The following is an 18,364-nucleotide window of genomic DNA, read 5'->3' as shown; positions in this document are numbered from 1 at the left end:
CCTGCTTGGTATATTTTGTTAGCAAGAGGTGTGCCATAAGCAAATCACTCAGTTCGATGGTTTGGGTATGAGCACATTTCAGACCGAAAACGGCAGGAGCATCTCGTGCCTTGAGTCAGACGGCATCATTTGGCCACCTTAAGGCTTCAACCACTTTTGCGGTGGCGAGATATGGTAGGTAAATAGAAAGACTGAGCTGTAGATAAAGAAAGAGGGAAGCTCGTAGCTTCCCTCTTTACATGAAGTGGCAATATTCGGCAGACCACGAATATCAAGGCGGTCAGGCCTATTTGACCTTGTAGACAATCCCCGGATTGCAGCGGATCATCTCGAACCGATCGGTCAACCCGGCCAGTGACTCCGACGCTCCCAACATCAGATATCCACCGGGATTAAGACTGGCAGCAAACTGGTTGAGGATCTTCGACTTCACTTCCGGCGCAAAATAGATGAGCACGTTACGGCAAAAAATAATGTCAAACTTGCCGAGCAGACTATAGCTCTCCAGCAAGTTGAGTGGCCGGAAGGTGGTCAATTTTCTGACTCGCTCGGCAACCCGCATTTTGTTGTCACCGTAGGGCTCAAAAAACATCTTCTTGCGCTCCGGTGACAAACCGCGCGCCAGAGCAAGGCTATCGTAAACGCCTTCCTTACACTGATTGAGCATAGTCGTCGAAATATCCGTCCCGACAATCTGTACGCCACCAGGCAAGGTCCCCGGCTTTTTCATCTGCTGCTCCAGTGCCGTCATGGCAATGGAATAGGGCTCCTGACCTGACGAGGATGCGGCAGACCAGATCTTGATGGGGCGGCCACTTTTTCCCAACTCGGGGAAAATCTTGTCAGTAAGAAGCTGAAACGGATAGGTATCACGAAACCAGAGGGTCTCGTTGGTCGTCATGGCATCCACCACGGCCATTTTCAGGTCACGCTCTCGCACACTCATTGCACGGGTAACCAGATCAGACAGACTCTCGATGCCAAACTGAGCCATCAAAGGTGAAAGACGGCTCTTCACCAGATACTGTTTGTTATCCCCCAGCACAATTCCGCTCTGTACCGCCAGAAAGTTGCTGAACTGTTTGTATAAGTCGTCCGAAAGTGTCTTCATGCAGCTGTTCTTCTTTATTAGAGTGCGTTTTGTACGGCCTTGGCCAATTCATCAGGCTGGAACTTGGCGATAAAATTGTTCGCACCAACTTTCTGCACCATTGCCTGGTTGAATACTCCACTGAGTGAGGTATGCAGAATAACATGCAAATCCTTGAGATTGGGATTATTCCGGATCTCGGCAGTGAAGGTATAGCCATCCATTTCCGGCATTTCGATATCCGAAATAACCAGCGCAACCTGATCCTTGATAGGACCATTTTTGGTCATTTCCAGCAGCATGTTCAATGCTTCGCGGCCATCTTTTGCCAACACGCACTCGACACCGATAGCCTCAAGCGCACGTTGTACCTGTTTACGTGCCACTGAGGAGTCATCCGCAACAAGAACAGGACGCCCCAGAGTCGGGTGGTCGACACTGGCCTGAACCAACTCCTCACTAACATCCGTTGCAACCGGCGAAATTTCGTTCAATATCCGCTCAACATCAAGGATTTCGACCAACTCGCCATCGACTTCTGTCACGGCTGTCATATAGTTGATGCGACCTGCACCTTTGGGAGGAGGCAGGATGGATTCCCAGTTCATATTGATGATGCGCTCGACCGAATGCACCAAAAAGCCCTGAATAGAGCGGTTGTACTCGGAGATGATAATGAAGCATTTGCTCAGATCATCAATCGGGCGTTTGCCAACCGCCATGCTGAGGTCGATGACCGAGATAGTCTGGCCACGAATATGTGCGACCCCGCGGATGCAGGAGTTCAGTTTGGGCATCACGGTCAAGGGGGGACACTGCAACACTTCACGCACTTTGAATACGTTGATGCCAAATCTTTGACGTCCATTGAGACGAAACAACAACAACTCCAGCCGGTTTTGCCCCACTAGCTGGGTACGTTGGTTGACCGAGTCCAGGATACTGGCCATAAACACTCCCTAAAAACGCTTGGCATTAATCATGCATGCGTGATGGATTGCGTCAGACTATCGATGTGACAACGAACAGATTCTGAAGCAATCATAGTTAAATATGGTGATATGCGTGAACAACTTATCGACCAACGAGCGAAAATGATTAACCGACTTTTACTCATCAGCCTCTTTTTTGGCAGCATATCTTCCAGCTACGCCTCGGATGTCACTACTTATCTGCAAGAAAAGGCACAAGAGTTCGTTTACAGCCAGCTGGATATTGCGTTGGATGCCAGAGCCGAGGTCACCTCTGCCACGCTGGATGAACGGCTCCCACTGACCCGCTGCGAAGATCTGCTCACTATCAGCTTACCAGCAAAAATGGAAATTCGCCGTAATACAACAGTTTACCTTAAATGTGAGGAAGACAAACCTTGGGACGTCTATCTCCCGGTGCGTGTCAGTATTCAAAAGCCCTATGTCACTGTGACCAACCCCATCGCCAAGGGGGACCTGCTGAGTGAAAGCCAGCTGGTGTTGGCCTATCAGGATCAGACCCTGATCCGCGGCGACTACCTGACTGACACGGCACCTCTTATCGGAGTGCGCAGCAAGAGGGAGCTAAAACCGGGGCAACCCATCCGTTTGAGCCAGGTTTGTGTCGTGTGCAAAGGGGATCAGGTCACCCTGACGGCAGAAAACAGCAACTTCCAGATCAAAACCATGGCCCGAGCCTTGCAAGATGGCAGCTTCGGAGAGATCATCAAACTCGTCAATATTCGCTCCGGCAAAACCGTTGAGGGTAAAGTCAGTGCAGTAGGTGCCGTATCGGTCACTTTTTAAATCCGGATCCTTGACAACTTTTTTCTAAAGTTTTGATCTGCCGCACCGATAAACAGGTAAGCAAACCTTAAAGCAGACGAAGGTAACTAAAATGGCCATCAACAATATCAACAACTTGGCGAATAATCGGTTGCAAAATACCGCTAATAGCCAGGGGACAGGCAGCAAGTCAGTCACCTCATCGCCCGAAAACAAAGCGGCTACTGTCAAGCTGGACTCCGTCTCCTTGACCAGTGAGGCGCAACAATTGCAAAAAATGCAACAAAACCTCAATACCGCCTCGACCGGCAATGAGAGCAAGGTCGAACGGCTGAAAAAAGCCGTCGCGAGTGGCGAATATCAGGTTAACAGCGACGCTGTGGCCAAGAAGATGTTCAGTTTCGAGGCCAATCTGGACAAAGTTCTGGGATGATGGACTTACCTTCGTTACTGCACTCCCAAGATGATTACCTCAGCCAGATGCAAGGCATTCTGGAAGAGGAGTTCAGCTTGCTCGAACAGCATCAGGCACTGGCCCTGCCCGCACTGACCGAGCGCAAACAGCAGTTGCTTGCTGCGATAGAAACGCTGGACAAGACCCTCGCAGAGATGCCGGAACTGGCACTGCAGCTGGCTGCCTATCCCGACGAGATAGCACAGCTTCGTGCAAAACTGGATGCCTGCCAGGCACAAAATGATATCAACGGTCGCTTGCTTGAATTGAGCATCGTCTCCAACCGTCGTCTGGCAACCTTTCTGAGTCAGCTGCGCGATCGCAACAGCCTGACCTATGACGCCAAGGGTAACACTCGCTCTGGCACCCGCTCCTACGGTATCAAGGCCTGACATCTCTTATCAGGCCTTGCATTTTTGCTCTCCGTTTTAAAGCACCAGTCGCAACAACTCTCGCCCGTCCTCACACGCATTGACGCGCAGTACTCCGTCCTCATAGCTCCCGTAACTGGCAGGCAACTCGCCGCGCGGGAAACAGATCGACCCCGGGTTCATCAATATCCGTTCCCCTTGCCACTCCAGCACCGGCACATGGGTGTGACCGCTCAGGAACAGACTGCCCGCCGGGAGCTGTACCTCGTCCGGGCGATAAAGATGGCCATGGCTGACAAACCAGCGCCGCTCATCGACCAGCAGCTGGTTGTAGGGGGCTGTGATGGGAAAGCGCAACAGCATCTGATCCACTTCGGAATCACAATTGCCCCGCACCGCGATGATTTGCGGTGCCAGCTCGTTGAGCCGATCAGCCACGGCGGCCGGGTTATATCCCTCCGGCAGAGGATTGCGCGGGCCATGGTTGAGCAGATCGCCGAGCAGCAGATAGTGGTCCGGCTGCCAGGGCTCAAGTTGGGTCAGCACCCGCTCCAGCGCAATGATGCTGCCGTGGATGTCGGAAATGATGGCAAGTTTCATGAAATGCTCCTCACTGCGGGCTGAAATAGAGATCCTTGGTGGCAATCGTCCCTTTCAAATTCTGGCTGGGCAGCCCTCGCAGCGCGGGATCGACCAGTCTCATCTGATTGTAATGATACACGGGGAGGATCGGCGCCTCCTCAAGCAGCAACTGTTCGGCATGCCGGTAGAGTTCAACACGGCTCGCGCTGTCCAGCGTATTGGCTGCCTGCTCCAGCAACAGATCAAAATCGGGATTGCAGTAGCCGCTCTCGTTGCGCAGATCCTGACAACGGAAGCTGCCCAGCATGGCTGATGGCTCCACATAATCGCCAAACAGGAAGCTTCTGGCCACCTGGAAATCACCGCTATCCTTGGCCACCTGATAGGCACCCCACTCCAGACTGTTGAGGGTGACCTGTACCCCCAGCTTCTGCCACATGGCGGCAATGGCCATCGCCATCTGCTTGTGGGTTTCTGCGCTGTTGTAGGTAATGCTCAGCTTGAGTGGATTGGCACTGTTATACCCGGCCGCTGACAACAACGCTGCCGCTTTGGCCTGGCGGGTTGGCATATCTTCAAGCGCCACAGGCAATATCACCCGGGGGTAACCCGGCATCTCCGGCAACAGCGACCATGCCGCCTGTTCATCCTGCCCGCTCACCGATCCAATGAGCTGCTGTCGATCAACCGCCATGGAGAGCGCCTGACGCACCCGCACATCCTGCAGTTCGGGGCGCTTCAAATTGAACGCATAGAGATAGGTGCCAAACAGCGGCAAGCCCCAGAGCCGCTCCGGAGATTCGCGCTTCATCTTCTGGTAATAGCCGAGGGAGACCTTGTTGGTAAGCTGGATTTCACCAGCCTCATAGCACAGCTGTTCGGCATGTTGCGAAGTGATAGGCAGATAGGTGACCCGTCCGATACGGGTGTGAAGGTCATCCCAGTAGTGGATATTGCGCTCGGCTTCTATCCGCTCGTTCGGCGTCCAGCTTGCCAACCGATAAGCACCATTGCTCACCAGCTTGCCAGGCTCGGTCCACTGCTTGCCAAATTTGGCTATCGCCTTCTGATTGACCGGCACAAAGGGGCGCTGACTGATGAGCTGCAGGAAATAGGGCGCCGGCCGCTCCAGGGTGATTTTCAAAATCTGATCGCTTTGCGCTTCAATGCCCAGATTGCCGAGCTCCAGCGCACCGGCATAGATGGATTGCGCATTGTTGATCCCCGTCGCCAGCAGCAATCCGGCAGAAGGGGAGTTGATGGCCGGATCGAGCAGACGGCGCCATGCATAGACGAAATCAGCGGCCACCAGCGGCTCGCCATTGGACCATTTCAGTTGAGGGCGCAGGAAGAATCGCCACTCCAGCCCATCTTCACTCACCTCCCAGCGCTGTGCCTGAGCGGGGACGATATTCCCCTGCCCATCATCACTGACCAGCCCTTCAAACAGATCGACCAGTACCGCCTCCCCCGGAAAACCGGAGCGCACCAGCGCCGGATCCAGCGACTCCGGCTCGGCACCGTTGCCCTTTACCAGGGTTTGCCGATCGGCAAGCAGAGGCTGCTGCTCAACGGTGGTGGCATGGGCCAGGGGCCCTGCCAGCACGGCAAGCAATAGCGGGGAGAGCCAGCGTTGCGCCAGCTTGGGGAAGAAACCATACCTCATGACAAAACCTCGAATAAAACCACTGCAGGAGGGGAAGGCCGACGGCGCGCCTGATGAATGCCTGATGCCGCTCTTGTTATCCCCGAAAACGCCCCGTATTGTATCGGGCTTGCCCGGGAGATGGAGTCTTTCGGGTTAATTTTTTCAGGAGTTTTTATGGGTTATGAGTGGCTGGCCCTCGCGTCGGCCAGTTTATGGGCAATTGCAGCGCTAATTTCGGTCAAACCGGCCCGTCATCTCGGCGCATTTGCCTACAGCCGCTGGCGCATGTTTCTGGTCAGCCTGATGCTCGGCACCATGAGTCTGCTCACCGGTGGCTGGCAAACCCTCACCGCAAGCGCCCTGCCCCTGCTCGCCATCTCGGGGCTGGTCGGCATCTTCGTGGGCGATACGGCGCTGTTTGCCTGCATGAACCGGTTGGGGCCAAGACGCAGTGCCCTGCTCTTCTCTTGCCATGCGCTGTTTTCCGCCCTGCTTGGGCTATGGCTCTTTAATGAACAGCTGACGGGCTGGCGACTGCTGGGGGCCATGCTGGTCTTTGCCGGCGTGATGCTGGCAATCCTGTTTGGCAGACGCAGTAGCAGCAACGAGTGGGAGCAGATCCGTGGCAATCTGGCGCTGGGAATTGGCCTTGGCCTGACGGCGGCACTGTGTCAGAGCGTGGGAGCCATCATCGCCAAGCCGGTGATGATGAGTGGTGAGGTGGATGCGGTGAGTGCATCGGGTATCCGGATGGGCAGTGCCCTGCTGGCCCACTGCGTCCTGCGGCTGGGGCGCTTGCCGCTGGCCATGCCGCTCAAACCGGTCAATCGCCATATCCTCGCCATGATTGCCACCAACGGTTTTCTGGCGATGGGGCTGGGGATGACGCTGATCCTGATGGCGCTGCGGCAGGGCGAGGTGGGCATGGTGGCCATTCTCTCCTCCACCACGCCGGTACTGCTGCTGCCGCTGTTGTGGTGGCACTCGGGGGAGCGGCCATCCGTTGCCGCCTGGGCGGGTGCACTGATTGCCACCCTGGGCACGGCGCTGGTGCTGGGTTTCAGCACTCACTGACCCCCGGCGCTATCCCTGATCAGAACAGGGCTATCTCCTCAGCGGTCAGCTCGCGGTATTCACCAGGGGCCAGCTCTTCGTCAAGCGTCAAGCCCCCCACCCGCTCGCGATGCAAGCCAATGACCTTGTTGCCGATGGAGGCAAACATCCGCTTGACCTGATGGTACTTGCCTTCGTGGATGGTCAGGCGGGCCTCGCACTCACCGAGAATTTCCAGCTGGGCAGGACGGGTTTTATCGGACTCGTTACGCAGGTAGACCCCTTCGGCGAACAGCTCGATTGCATCCGGGCTCACCGGATCGGCCAGCCAGACGTGATAGGTCTTGGCACACTCATGGCGCGGCGAGGTGATGCGGTGGGACCACTGACCGTCGTCGGTCACCAGCACCAGACCCGTGGTATCGAGGTCGAGGCGCCCCACTACATGCAGCTTGCCCATCGCCGGTTCATCCATCAGGAAGAAGACGGTCGGGTGATCCGGATCCTCGTTGGAGCAGACGTAACCTTCCGGCTTGTGCAGCATGAAATAGCGGTTGCGCTGCTCCAGCGTCAGCAGCACGCCGTCAAACTCGATCTGGCTCTGCTCATTGATATGAAAGGCGGGCTGCTTTACCACAATGCCATCCACCATGACCTCACCCTGACGGATCAGTTTGCCTGCCAGCGAGCGGGTCAAATCGGAACAATCGCACAGAAATTTATCAAGCCGCATTCACAACCTCGGAGTCCAACAAGTAAAGGGGCGTCATTATATCGGGCGGGGGCGACAACGCCACTGTTAAGGGGTTGCCAATTATGACGAACTGGTCATCCGATGTTACACTTCTCCGGTGTGACCCATCCGAACGATACTCATAATAATAAGAGTCAGGAAGCCCTCATGAAGTCTCAAGCATCCTATCCCGTCATTCCCGTCAACCAGCTGAAACCCGGCATGTATGTCATTGCTATCGCCAGCCAGACAGGTGGGATGGAGATCGCCCAGATGGGCTTGGTGACCAGCGTGGCGCAAATTGCCAATCTGGTGCGTCAGGGGGTGCTCACGGTACGCATCGATCTGGCCCGCAGCAAGCTGGGCAGTGCCGAGAGTGACGCCGTTACCTCCCCCGATCTCAATGCCAACAGCGCCCAGGTAGGGCGCCGTGCCAGTGCCAACGGCGAAGGACGGGAGCTTAAAATCCGCCGCCTCTATCAGGAAGCGCGCGAGCTGCAAGGCAAGTTCATTCGCCACCTCAAAGCGGGTGAACCTATCGACATCACCCCGCTGGCAGAAGTCGCCGAAGAGATGGTGGACACCATGTTCACCCACGGCGATGCCATGCTCTGTCTGGCTCGTATTCGCGCCAAGGATGCCTACCTGATGGAGCACTCCATGAATGTGGCCATTCTGCTGGCCAACTTCGGCCGCTATCTGGGACTGGAGCGCAGCGTGCTCAAGGAGCTAACCCTGGGTGGCCTGCTGCACGACGTGGGCAAGATCATGACCCCGGACGAGGTGCTCCACAAACCGGGCAAGCTGACCGATGAGGAGTTCGCCATCATGCGTCAGCATGTGGTGCACAGTTACGAGATCCTCAGCAATACTCCGGGCATCACCCCCACCATGCTGGAGGTGGCCGCCAACCACCACGAGCGGCTCGATGGCTCCGGCTACCCGCAGCGACTCAAGGGGGAGCAGCTCTCTCTCTATACCCGGATGAGCGGCATCGTCGATGTCTATGATGCCATCACCGCAGATCGGGTCTACAAAGCAGGTATGCAGCCGACCCAGGCCTTCCGCATTCTGCTCAAGGGGATCAATCAGCACTTTGATGCCGAACTGGTTACCAAGTTCATCAAGTGCATGGGAGTCTATCCGGTGGGAACCCTGGTACAGCTCTCAAACCAGCGCCTGGCTATCGTGATGCAGCGCAACGAGCAGCAGCCGCTCAAGCCGGTGGTCAAGGTGATCTATCACGCCACCCAGCGTCACTACCTCGACGTACAGTGGCTGGATCTGGCCAAGTCAGGAGTGCAGGAGAGCATCGAGAATACAGTCGACCCCAAAGAGTTTGGCATCAACCTCGCCAACTTCTTCTAATCCCTCACCTCAGATATTCATGATTGGCGCTGGCTGTCGAGCCAGTGCTGGATCAGAAACTCCTCATCCAGCGGCGAGAGATCAAAACGTAGGCTGGCCTCTTCAATGGCAGAGATATCATGCTGGTGATGCTCGCTGAGCCAACGCACCGCACGACGCAAATCTTCACCATGGGGGAGTAGCAGATGGTCGCTCATGGGATACCTCCGGTAGACTGCAGGGCGGCCCGCGAATGTAGCCACCTCTTTCCAGTCTAGTCGGTCAATCCCCATCACCCGCGCTTCTTCACCCTCCCCCTCAATCACGGCAATCAGCTTGTCACCGGGATCAGCGACCGAAGGCGCGCTGCCAATCCTGATCAAACTTCGCTAGCGCCGCATCCACTGCCGGTACGTTCAGCAACTGCTCGGCCACGTCGAGCGGCAAGGTGATCGATTGGCAACCCGCCAGCAGGCAATCGAGCGCCTGACGGGGAGTACGGAATGACGCCGCCAGCACCTTGCTGTTCGGTGCGTGCAGCGCAAGCAGCTGTTGCAACTCCTGCACGGTGGCAATGCCATCGCCACCCTGGGCATCCAGCCGGTTAACGTAGGGCGCGACATATTCCGCCCCCGCCACCGCCGCCAGCCAACCCTGCAGCGGGGTATAGACAGCGGTGCCCAAAGTCGGCACACCGTTGGCTGTCAGGCTCTTGATGGCAGCCAGCCCCTCTGCGCACACCGGGATTTTGATCACCAGATCCGGGTCCAGCTCACGCAGGGCAAATGCCTCGCGCACCATATCGGTTTCGGTTTTGGCCATCACCTGGGCAAACAGGCGCGCCTTGGGGCCCAGCACGTCGCGCAGGGCGGGCAGCAGCTCACAGAGCGGCAATCCACCGGCCGCGGTAATGGAAGGATTGGTGGTGACACCGGCCAACGGCAGGATCCGTGACCAGCGACGCACTGCCGCCACATCGGCGGTATCGAGATACAGCTCCATCTCTGACTCCTTAACGGGATGTTCAATATGTCGCCATTCTAGCGATAAAACATCTGCAAATAGCTTGATCGAAATCAAATCAACTTTCGAATGAAAGCAAATAGAATGCACATACAAAAGGAGGCGGTATGATTTTCGACCTGCAACGATATTCAACTCACGACGGCCCCGGCATTCGCACCCTGGTGTTTCTCAAGGGGTGCTCGCTGGCCTGTCTGTGGTGTCAAAACCCGGAAAGCCGCTCTCCCAAGCCAGACATACTACTCGACCGGCGCCAATGCATCGAGGGATGCCAGCTCTGCAGCCAGGCTTGTCCGGCAATCTTGCGTGACAGCGAGGGCATCCAGCTCAGCCGCTCTGCCCTCAAGGCCGACGATATGGAACGGCTGCGCGGCCTCTGCCCCAGCGAAGCGCTGCAGGTGTGCGGCCGCGATGAAACCCTGGACACCCTGATGGACACCATCTTACGGGATCGCCCCTTCTTCGAGCGCAGCGGCGGCGGCGTCACCCTCTCCGGTGGCGAGCCGTTTATGCAGCCCGACTTTGCCGCGTCCCTGCTGGCCCGCTGCAAGGCCGAAGGGCTGCACACCGCGGTCGAGAGCTGCCTCCATGTACCCTGGCACCAGATTGAGCCAAGCCTCCCATCACTGGATCTGCTGCTGGCGGATCTCAAACACGTGGATAAAGAACGTTTCTTCCACTGGACCCGCGGCAAGGTGGAGCTACCCATCGCGAACCTCAAACGCCTCGCCGAGCACGGCGTGCCGATGCAGATCCGGGTGCCGCTCATTCCCGGCTTCAATGCCGACCGCGCATCGATCTGCGCCATCACCGACACCGCCGCCAGCCTCGGCACGGTGCAGGAGATCCACTTCCTCCCCTACCACACCTTAGGCGTGGGCAAATATGCCCTGCTGGATCTGCCCTATCAGGCGCCAGAGACACCGCTCGACGACCCCGATTTACTCCACTTTGCCCATGCATACGCCCAACGTCAGGGGCTGACCCCTGTGACCAGAGGATAAGATCATGACCCAGCTCGACCTCAATACCCTCAGCCCGCGGATCCGCGCCCACAAAGAGAGCCTGATCCACATCGTTCAGCCGCCGGTCTGCACCGAGCGTGCCCGCCACTACACCGAGGCCTATCAGGCTCATCTCGCCCGGCCGCTGCCGGTGCGCAGCGCTCTGGCGTTGGCCCATCACCTCAAGGAGCGCACCATCTGGATCAAGCACGACGAGCTGATCATCGGCAATCAGGCCTGTCAGGTGCGGGCGGCGCCACTGTTTCCCGAATACACGGTGAGCTGGATTGAGAAGGAGCTCGACGAGCTGGCTGACCGCCCCGGTGCCGGCTTTGCGGTCAGCGAAACCGACAAGGAGATCATCCACGCCCTCACCCCCTTCTGGCGCGGCCAGACGGTGCAGGATCGCTGCTTCGGCCTCTTTACCGACGAGCAGAAAGCGCTGCTGGAGAGCGGCATCATCAAGGCCGAGGGCAACATGACCTCAGGGGATGCCCACCTCGCGGTCAACTATGAGGAGCTGCTCACGCTGGGTCTCGATGGCTTCAAGGCCAAGGTGGCCGAGCGCCGCAGCCGGCTGGATTTGGCGGATTGGGCCGATCTGCAGCGCGAGCAGTTCCTGCACGCCGTCGCCATCACTCTGGATGCGGTCAGCGCTCACATCTCGCGCTACGCCGCACTTGCCCATGATATGGCAGCACAAGAATCTCGCCCCGAGCGCCGAAACGAGCTTGAGACCATCGCGCTCAACTGCGCCCACATCGCCCACCAGCCCCCCCAGACCTTCTGGCAGGCACTGCAGCTCTGCTACTTCATCCAGCTCATTCTGCAGATCGAATCCAATGGCCACTCGGTGTCATTCGGCCGGATGGATCAGTACCTCTACCCCTGGTATCGCCGCGAGGTGGAATTGTCGGAATCCCTGCCTCGAACGCGCGCCATCGAACTGCTGCAAGGGTGCTGGCTCAAGTTGCTGGAGGTGAACAAGATCCGCTCCGGCACCCACTCCAAAGCCTCCGCCGGCAGCCCGCTCTATCAGAACGTCACCATCGGCGGCCAGAACTGGCGGGATGGCAGTGCCCATGACGCGGTCAACGGCCTCTCCTACACGATTCTGGAGTCCTGCGGCCAGCTGCGATCCACCCAGCCCAACCTCTCGGTGCGCTACCACGCCGGGATGAGCGAGGACTTCCTCGACGCCTGCATTCAGGTGATCCGCTGCGGCTTTGGCATGCCCGCCTTCAACAACGACGAGGTGGTGATCCCCGAGTTCATCAAGCTCGGGGTGAGCGTCGAGGATGCCCACCACTACGCCGCCATCGGCTGCATCGAGACCGCCGTGCCCGGCAAGTGGGGCTACCGCTGCACCGGCATGAGCTTTATCAACTTCGCCCGCATCCTGCTGGCCTCCCTTGATGGCGGTCGCGATGCCACCACCGGCAAGGTATTCCTGCCCCAGCCCCAGTCGCTGCGAGACGGGAGCTTTGGCAACTTTGACGAGGTGATGGCCCGCTGGGATGAGCAAGTGCGCTACTTCACCCGCAAATCCATCGAGATCGACTGCGTGGTCGACAGCGTGCTGGAGGCTCAAGCCCATGACATCCTCTGCAGCACCTTGGTGGATGACTGCATCGAGCGCGGCAAGACCATCAAAGAAGGGGGCGCCGTCTATGACTGGGTCTCCGGTCTGCAGGTGGGGATCGCCAACCTCGGCAACAGTCTGGCGGCCCTAAAGAAACTGGTGTTCGAGCAGGGGATTGTGGATCAGCATGAGCTGGCCGAAGCACTCGAACAAGATTTTGCCGGGCTGGCGGGGGAGCAGTTGCGCCAGCGCCTCACCAATGCCGCCCCCAAATATGGCAACGATCTGGACGAGGTAGACCTGCTGCTGGTGCAGGCTTACCAGAGCTACATCGACGAGCTCAAGGGACTGCACAACACCCGCTTCGGCCGCGGCCCCATCGGCGGTACCTACTATGCCGGCACCTCCTCCATCTCCGCCAACGTGCCGTTCGGTGCCGCCACCATGGCCACCCCGGATGGTCGACATGCCCGCACGCCGCTGGCAGAAGGGGCCAGCCCCTCGTCGGGTTCGGATCGTCTCGGCCCGACGGCGGTGTTCAACTCCATCGGCAAGCTGCCCACGGCGGCCATCCTCGGCGGGGTGTTGCTCAACCAGAAGCTGAGTCCGGCGAGCCTTGAGAACGAGCGGGACAAGGCCAAACTGATGAGCCTGCTGCGCACCTTCTTCGAGGTGCACAAGGGGTGGCACGTGCAGTACAACATCGTCTCGCGGGAAACCCTGCTGGCAGCCAAGGCCCATCCAGATCAATACCGGGATCTGGTGGTGCGGGTGGCGGGCTATTCGGCCTTCTTCACCGCCTTATCCCCGGATGCGCAAGATGATATCATCGCCCGCACCGAGCACAGTCTCTGACGGGGCGCTCCCCATGGCGCCAGTGACGTCATATGATTGGCAAGCCACCCCACGGGTGGCTTGCCGCTATCCACCACCTTGCATGTGAGCGCACCATGAATCCACGCCACCAACTGATCCTCACTCTGGTCCATCAGGCTCGCAAGATGAGCGTGAGTGAACTCTCCCGACATACCGGCGTGTCTGAGGTGACGGTGCGCAACGACCTCACCGCGCTGGAGAAGCAGGGACTGCTCAGACGGGTACACGGCTCGGCCATGGCGCTGGAGACCGATGACCCGGATACCCGGATGAACATCAATTACCTGCTCAAGGAGCGCCTCGCCGAGCGTGCAGCCCAGCTGGTAGAGGATGGCGAAACAGTCTTTATCGAAGGGGGCAGCGCCAACGCCATGCTGGCGCGCCATCTGGCCCTGCACAAACGGGTCACCATCATCACCATCAGCAGCTATATCGCCCATCTGCTCAAAGACACCCCGGCTCAGGTGGTGCTGCTCGGTGGGCTGTTCCAGCATCAGAGCGAGAGCGTGGTGGGGCCGCTCACTCGCCTCTGCATCGAGCAGGTGCACTTCTCCAAGGCCTTCATCGGGGTGGATGGCTTTCATCCCGAGATGGGTTTCACTGGCCGCGACATGATGCGGGCCGACGTGGTCAACAGCGTGCTGGCCAAGGGGATGACCAATGTGGTGATCACCGACAGCAGCAAATTTGGCGCCATCCACCCGAGCCAGCTTGGCGCGCCGGGTCAGATCAACGTGCTGGTTACCGACGATGCACTTCCCGCCCCCATGCGTGCGGCCATCGCGGCCAAGGGGATCATCCTGCACTGCGTTGCGGCCTAGGCCACCCGCTAATTCACGCTATTTCATTGACCTGACAGGATAAAATTTTCATGATGAGCCAGTCCCCATCGGGACTGACATCACCAGTGCGTGATCTGCAGGAAGCAGACTTCAGGAGAGCAAGGACATGCCATCGACCATCACCGCCGGGGAGCGCCGACTCTCCCCTATCATTCGCGCCACCGCCATCACCCTGACCCTGTGCTGGAGCCCGTTTGGCTGGAGTGCCACACTACCCGCCGACTTGAAGTGGGAGAGCAACAACCAGGATCCTCTCTATGCCGATCCGGCCGCCAAGCGCGGCGGCACCTTTCGCACCTTTATGACCAGCTTCCCCCTGACCCTGCGCAAATATGGCCCCGACTCCAACGGAGGCTTTGCCGGTTACGTGCGGGAAACCAACCTGCCACTGCTGAGCACTCATCCCGTCACCGGCAACCCCATGCCGATGCTGGCAAACGAGTGGGCTTTCGGCACCGACAACAAGACCCTCTATTTTCGCATCAATCCCAAAGCGCGCTGGTCAGACGGCCAGCCGGTCACCGCCGATGACTGGCTCTTTACCCTCAAGATGATGCGCAGCAAAGAGATCAACGACCCCTGGTACAACAACTACTACAGCACCCAGATAGCAGACATCACCAAGTTTGATGATCACACCCTGGCCATCACCAGCGGCACCGAAAAGAGCCGCCAAGATCTGCTCGAGTCACTGCCCATCAGCCCGGAGCCGAGCCACGCCATCAAGCTCACCGCCAACTGGGTCAAGGAGTACAACTGGAAGGTGTTGCCGGTCACCGGCCCCTATCAGCTCGATCAGGTGAAAAAGGGTAAATCGGTCACCTTCAAACGGATTGAAAACTGGTGGGGGGATGACGAGCGCTACTTCCAGCATCGCTTCAATCCTGCGCGGATCGAGATCAAGGTGCTCAGGGATCTGAACATCGCCTGGCAGCACTTCCTGCGCGGCGATCTCGACACCTTCCCGCTGGTGATGCCCAACTGGTGGCACGACAAGACCAAAACCGCGGAGTTCGAGAAGGGTTATATCGGGCGCACCTGGTTCTACAACCAGACTCCGCAATCGCCGATGGGGCTCTATCTCAACACCGCCGATCCGCAGCTGAATAATCTCGATGTGCGGCTCGGGGTCCAGCATGCCCTCAACCTCGACAAGATGCTCACCACCCTGCTGCGGGGGGATTACCAGCGACTCAACAGTTATGGCTCCGGTCAGGGTGAATTTACCAACAGCGAGATCAAGGCCCGTCCGTTCGATCCCAAACTGGCACGGGAATACTTTGCCAAAGCCGGTTTCAACAAAGTGGGGCCGCAGGGGATTTTGCAAAACGACAAGGGGCAGTCACTTACCCTCGCTATCACCTACACCACGGCGGAGCACGCCCAGCGGCTCACGCTGTTGCGGGAAGAGGCCAAGAAGGCGGGGCTTAATCTGGAGCTCAACCTGATGGATGCATCGGCCGGTTTCAAATCGATGCTGGAGAAAAAGCACCAGAGCGCCTGGATGGCCTGGGCGGGCAGCCGCTATCCCGCCTATTGGGAGTTCTTCCACAAGATCAACGCCAACAAACCCCAGACCAACAACATCATGAACATCGATGACGACGCCATCACGGCCTTGGTGGAGCAGTATGACAAGGAGTTCGACTTTGCCAAAAAGGCGGCCCTGTCACGACAGATCCAGCAGCGGCTCTATGAGCTGGCGAGCTTCGTCCCCGCCTATCAGGTGCCCTACACCCGGGAAGGAGCCTGGCGCTGGATAAAACTGCCAAAAGTACCTGCAACGCCTAAGAGCGAGCAACTCTACTGGCCCCTCGGTGGCGACAACAGCGGTTACAGCTATGGCGGTCTGCTGTGGATCGATGAAGAGCTAAAATCCGAGACCAGGGCAGCTATCAAGAGCGGCAAGACCTTCCCGGCCGAGCCCATCATCGACACCACCTATCGCCAGCCCTGATAGCCACAACTCGTTTGGCAAACAGACCTAAAACAAAGACCCCGCAAGATAGCGGGGTCTTTGTTGGCAACCGGTGTTGCGAATCGAGCGGTGATCAGCCGCGCTTGGCCTGCTTCTCGGCAATGGCGTCAGCCACGTCGGCCGGCTCCAGTACGATGCCTTCCTGATCCGGGGTCGGGAACACAGCAACACACAGCTCATCCTGCTCCATACCGTCAACCCAGCGCTCCAGCCATACCTTCAGGGTGATGGACTGCGGCTTGCAATCGGCCCACTCGCCTTCAGCCCACGCCTTGGCGTACTCCGGGTGCGGCCATACCGGGATGCAATCTTCATCGTCGGTGGTCAGCATCATGACGCCATGCTCGTCTGTCAGGACGAACAGCTCTTCATGCTCGACCAGCTTGCTGATGAAGTGATCGTAACGGTAATCAGCGTTCAGTTGCAGCGCGGCATTGCGCTCGGTGTCGCTCAGTTCATAGCTCATTGGCCAAGTCTCTCTCTCGATAAAGGGCGCCATGTTCACATCTTGTCGTCAGCTTGTCCAGCTTGCAGCCCCTTGGCACCGGATGGGGAGGACAATGACGCAAATAAGGATAGAGCAGCCTCCTCGATAGCGAGACCGCCAGCCATCATATTGCCCCTTTTACAGCGCAGGGGTGATCAGCTCCACATCAGGCTGCTCGCTCAGTTTTTGCCGCAGCCAGTAGGCGGACTCCACCTCGACAAAGCAGAGCAGATCCCGGCCATTGGCCGCCATCGCCATCAGCTGCTCAAAACGCAGCTGTTGTTGCTGCTCCCAGGCGGCAGCGAGTTTGGCACCGTGGGCCTCATCCACCACTTCGCGACGCAGCTCGAACAGGTTATCGGTGATCGGGCTGTTGATCTTGGCGGCGGTGTGCCAGTACATCAGCAGGTTATCCATCATCTCGCTGTCGTAGTTGGCCAGTGCATCCAGCTCGGGTGTATCACCGCTGTCGCTAGCGGCAAAATCACACCAGCCCGCATCGAGTGACGCCAGCTCATGAGCCCCATTGGCATGCTTGCGCAACAGTGCAATGTCGGCCCCCTTGCGTGCAGGTAACCATACCTCGCCCTGATGGGCATCCAGCAGGGACGTCAACGAAGCAGCGGGGTAAACCGGAAAGCGGGTACAAAGTGAATGCAGCAGGGATACCAGAGTGATCTTGACCATGAGCGATACCTTGAACAGGGCGAACAGCCACCAATAGACCGTCCGATATAAAGAAGTGCCCTATCCTACCACGTTTGGTCCGGCTCGGCCCTTGGCGAAGCTGTCAGCCAACCATCTGATTACGCCGAAAAAAACAGCATTTGAAACGCAGCATCCAGCCAAAGATCAATAATTTGAGCCAGCGCCCACTAAAGTGGATCCGGGGATGCTAGTTTGCATACATCTTTAGCGTAAGGAGTAACTCCATGATTGGGATCGACCAGGTTTCTAACGAATTCGTGAACGATTTGAAAATACTGGCATGCTTTGATCCGGCCAACATGAGCCTGGGGATTAAATTACGCAGCGATATGTCTGAAGAGTTGTGCCAGGCGGCAGCCCGTCTGCATCAACAGGGGCTCATCAGCGCAGAAGATGGCGGCTATCTCACCCCGTTTGGCATGACCATGGTTGAACACCTGCAACATCTGCTGGTTGCACTCAAACCGCTTTGACCGGCTGTGGTGACCAGAGGGAAAAGTTGAGTAGCTCCCAGCGCTCCCCTTGGTGAAGATGACAGGCAAACAGCAAAGGACCTTCGGGTCCTTTTACTTTGCCATCCACCAGCCACTCCCCCTCCCTTTCAGGCACCAGTCGCGCATTCACCTCATCGGGTTGCAGCGCCGCGCCCATCCGGACCTGGACAAATTGCTGACAGATCACCTGTGCTTCCATCGCGGATTGCACAGGTACCGGCGCATCGGACGTCGGAGTCAAGGTGGCAGCAAGCAGGAGCGATAGCAGCATGATTCAGCACATGGGAGTCAGTAGCAGAAGCCAGATAAACAAAAAGCCGTGGCACCAGAGGTAC

20 protein-coding genes are annotated in these 18,364 nt (G+C 57.9%); 10 read left to right on the top strand and 10 right to left on the bottom strand.

Annotated features, from left to right (window positions below):
• Positions 1 to 286: 286 nt before the first annotated feature.
• Both AB5Z09_RS09385 and AB5Z09_RS09380 read right to left on the bottom strand, forming a co-directional pair.
• A complete protein-coding gene (locus AB5Z09_RS09385; protein ID WP_005350656.1) occupies positions 287 to 1,111 on the bottom strand; it encodes a protein-glutamate O-methyltransferase CheR in 825 nt (274 codons plus the stop codon).
• A gap of 17 nt (positions 1,112 to 1,128) precedes the next feature.
• On the bottom strand, positions 1,129 to 2,040 hold the full coding sequence (locus AB5Z09_RS09380; RefSeq protein ID WP_005334174.1) for a chemotaxis protein CheV: 912 nt from the start codon (positions 2,038 to 2,040) through the stop codon (positions 1,129 to 1,131).
• A gap of 144 nt (positions 2,041 to 2,184) precedes the next feature.
• Between AB5Z09_RS09380 and flgA the strand changes: the two genes are divergently transcribed.
• The 3 genes from flgA to AB5Z09_RS09365 all read left to right on the top strand — a co-directional run bounded on the left by flgA (position 2,185) and on the right by AB5Z09_RS09365 (position 3,693).
• Positions 2,185 to 2,868: a flagellar basal body P-ring formation chaperone FlgA gene (gene flgA, locus AB5Z09_RS09375; RefSeq protein WP_279624447.1), complete on the top strand. Its 684-nt coding sequence runs from the start codon at positions 2,185 to 2,187 to the stop codon at positions 2,866 to 2,868.
• Positions 2,869 to 2,959: 91 nt separating this feature from the next.
• The gene (flgM, locus tag AB5Z09_RS09370; protein ID WP_005334177.1) at positions 2,960 to 3,280 is read left to right on the top strand and encodes a flagellar biosynthesis anti-sigma factor FlgM; all 321 of its coding nucleotides are present in this window, start codon (positions 2,960 to 2,962) and stop codon (positions 3,278 to 3,280) included.
• Entirely contained in the window at positions 3,277 to 3,693 is a 417-nt protein-coding gene (locus AB5Z09_RS09365; protein WP_368170950.1) for a flagella synthesis protein FlgN, read from the top strand. The genes flgM and AB5Z09_RS09365 overlap by 4 nt, the downstream gene beginning before the upstream one ends.
• A gap of 36 nt (positions 3,694 to 3,729) precedes the next feature.
• On the opposite strand, the gene yfcE is transcribed toward AB5Z09_RS09365, so the two are convergent.
• Together yfcE and AB5Z09_RS09355 are read right to left on the bottom strand one after the other, a co-directional pair.
• On the bottom strand, positions 3,730 to 4,272 hold the full coding sequence (gene yfcE, locus AB5Z09_RS09360) for a phosphodiesterase (protein WP_129504308.1): 543 nt from the start codon (positions 4,270 to 4,272) through the stop codon (positions 3,730 to 3,732).
• 10 nt (positions 4,273 to 4,282) lie between these two features.
• Positions 4,283 to 5,920, bottom strand: coding sequence for a peptide ABC transporter substrate-binding protein (locus AB5Z09_RS09355; RefSeq protein ID WP_368195129.1), 1,638 nt, complete (start codon positions 5,918 to 5,920; stop codon positions 4,283 to 4,285).
• Between the two features lie 156 nt (positions 5,921 to 6,076).
• On the opposite strand from AB5Z09_RS09355, the gene AB5Z09_RS09350 reads away from it, so the two are divergent.
• The gene (locus AB5Z09_RS09350) at positions 6,077 to 6,976 is read left to right on the top strand and encodes a DMT family transporter (RefSeq protein ID WP_043823314.1); all 900 of its coding nucleotides are present in this window, start codon (positions 6,077 to 6,079) and stop codon (positions 6,974 to 6,976) included.
• A gap of 19 nt (positions 6,977 to 6,995) precedes the next feature.
• Here the strand turns inward: AB5Z09_RS09350 and rsuA are convergent, their stop codons facing one another.
• Positions 6,996 to 7,688 carry a 16S rRNA pseudouridine(516) synthase RsuA gene (gene rsuA, locus AB5Z09_RS09345; protein WP_139747477.1) on the bottom strand — a complete coding sequence of 231 codons (693 nt, stop codon included), beginning with the start codon at positions 7,686 to 7,688 and terminating at the stop codon, positions 6,996 to 6,998.
• Positions 7,689 to 7,856: 168 nt separating this feature from the next.
• Here rsuA and AB5Z09_RS09340 point away from each other — a divergent pair, with 168 nt between their 5' ends.
• The gene (locus AB5Z09_RS09340) at positions 7,857 to 9,056 is read left to right on the top strand and encodes an HD-GYP domain-containing protein (RefSeq protein WP_005350638.1); all 1,200 of its coding nucleotides are present in this window, start codon (positions 7,857 to 7,859) and stop codon (positions 9,054 to 9,056) included.
• A gap of 17 nt (positions 9,057 to 9,073) precedes the next feature.
• On the opposite strand, the gene AB5Z09_RS09335 is transcribed toward AB5Z09_RS09340, so the two are convergent.
• Both AB5Z09_RS09335 and fsa read right to left on the bottom strand, forming a co-directional pair.
• A complete protein-coding gene (locus AB5Z09_RS09335; protein WP_021231068.1) occupies positions 9,074 to 9,253 on the bottom strand; it encodes a hypothetical protein in 180 nt (59 codons plus the stop codon).
• 130 nt (positions 9,254 to 9,383) lie between these two features.
• Positions 9,384 to 10,037 (bottom strand): fructose-6-phosphate aldolase, encoded by a 654-nt coding sequence (gene fsa, locus AB5Z09_RS09330; RefSeq protein WP_368195128.1) that lies wholly within the window; start codon positions 10,035 to 10,037, stop codon positions 9,384 to 9,386.
• A 128-nt stretch (positions 10,038 to 10,165) separates the two neighbouring features.
• On the opposite strand from fsa, the gene AB5Z09_RS09325 reads away from it, so the two are divergent.
• The 4 genes from AB5Z09_RS09325 (at position 10,166) to AB5Z09_RS09310 (ending at position 16,319) form a co-directional block, all read left to right on the top strand.
• Positions 10,166 to 11,062: a glycyl-radical enzyme activating protein gene (locus tag AB5Z09_RS09325; RefSeq protein WP_368195126.1), complete on the top strand. Its 897-nt coding sequence runs from the start codon at positions 10,166 to 10,168 to the stop codon at positions 11,060 to 11,062.
• 4 nt (positions 11,063 to 11,066) lie between these two features.
• Entirely contained in the window at positions 11,067 to 13,499 is a 2,433-nt protein-coding gene (locus tag AB5Z09_RS09320; protein ID WP_368195125.1) for a formate C-acetyltransferase/glycerol dehydratase family glycyl radical enzyme, read from the top strand.
• A 95-nt stretch (positions 13,500 to 13,594) separates the two neighbouring features.
• Entirely contained in the window at positions 13,595 to 14,341 is a 747-nt protein-coding gene (locus AB5Z09_RS09315; protein WP_368195124.1) for a DNA-binding transcriptional regulator YciT, read from the top strand.
• A 127-nt stretch (positions 14,342 to 14,468) separates the two neighbouring features.
• Positions 14,469 to 16,319: an extracellular solute-binding protein gene (locus AB5Z09_RS09310; protein ID WP_368195123.1), complete on the top strand. Its 1,851-nt coding sequence runs from the start codon at positions 14,469 to 14,471 to the stop codon at positions 16,317 to 16,319.
• Positions 16,320 to 16,413: 94 nt separating this feature from the next.
• Here the strand turns inward: AB5Z09_RS09310 and AB5Z09_RS09305 are convergent, their stop codons facing one another.
• Both AB5Z09_RS09305 and AB5Z09_RS09300 read right to left on the bottom strand, forming a co-directional pair.
• The gene (locus AB5Z09_RS09305) at positions 16,414 to 16,806 is read right to left on the bottom strand and encodes a DUF2750 domain-containing protein (protein ID WP_005334204.1); all 393 of its coding nucleotides are present in this window, start codon (positions 16,804 to 16,806) and stop codon (positions 16,414 to 16,416) included.
• A 159-nt stretch (positions 16,807 to 16,965) separates the two neighbouring features.
• A complete protein-coding gene (locus AB5Z09_RS09300) occupies positions 16,966 to 17,514 on the bottom strand; it encodes a hypothetical protein (RefSeq protein ID WP_107685144.1) in 549 nt (182 codons plus the stop codon).
• Between the two features lie 245 nt (positions 17,515 to 17,759).
• Between AB5Z09_RS09300 and AB5Z09_RS09295 the strand changes: the two genes are divergently transcribed.
• Positions 17,760 to 18,008 (top strand): TIGR02647 family protein, encoded by a 249-nt coding sequence (locus tag AB5Z09_RS09295; protein WP_005334209.1) that lies wholly within the window; start codon positions 17,760 to 17,762, stop codon positions 18,006 to 18,008.
• Here the strand turns inward: AB5Z09_RS09295 and AB5Z09_RS09290 are convergent.
• Positions 17,995 to 18,300 carry a hypothetical protein gene (locus tag AB5Z09_RS09290; RefSeq protein WP_323892499.1) on the bottom strand — a complete coding sequence of 102 codons (306 nt, stop codon included), beginning with the start codon at positions 18,298 to 18,300 and terminating at the stop codon, positions 17,995 to 17,997. The genes AB5Z09_RS09295 and AB5Z09_RS09290 overlap by 14 nt on opposite strands.
• Between the last annotated feature and the right edge of the window lie 64 nt (positions 18,301 to 18,364).

This window comes from Aeromonas sp. R2-2, from assembly GCF_040908355.1.
Taxonomy (GTDB): Bacteria; Pseudomonadota; Gammaproteobacteria; order Enterobacterales; family Aeromonadaceae; genus Aeromonas; species Aeromonas veronii.
Note: the sequence above shows the minus strand (reverse complement) of the source record. Positions and strands in the feature narration are given on the sequence as shown.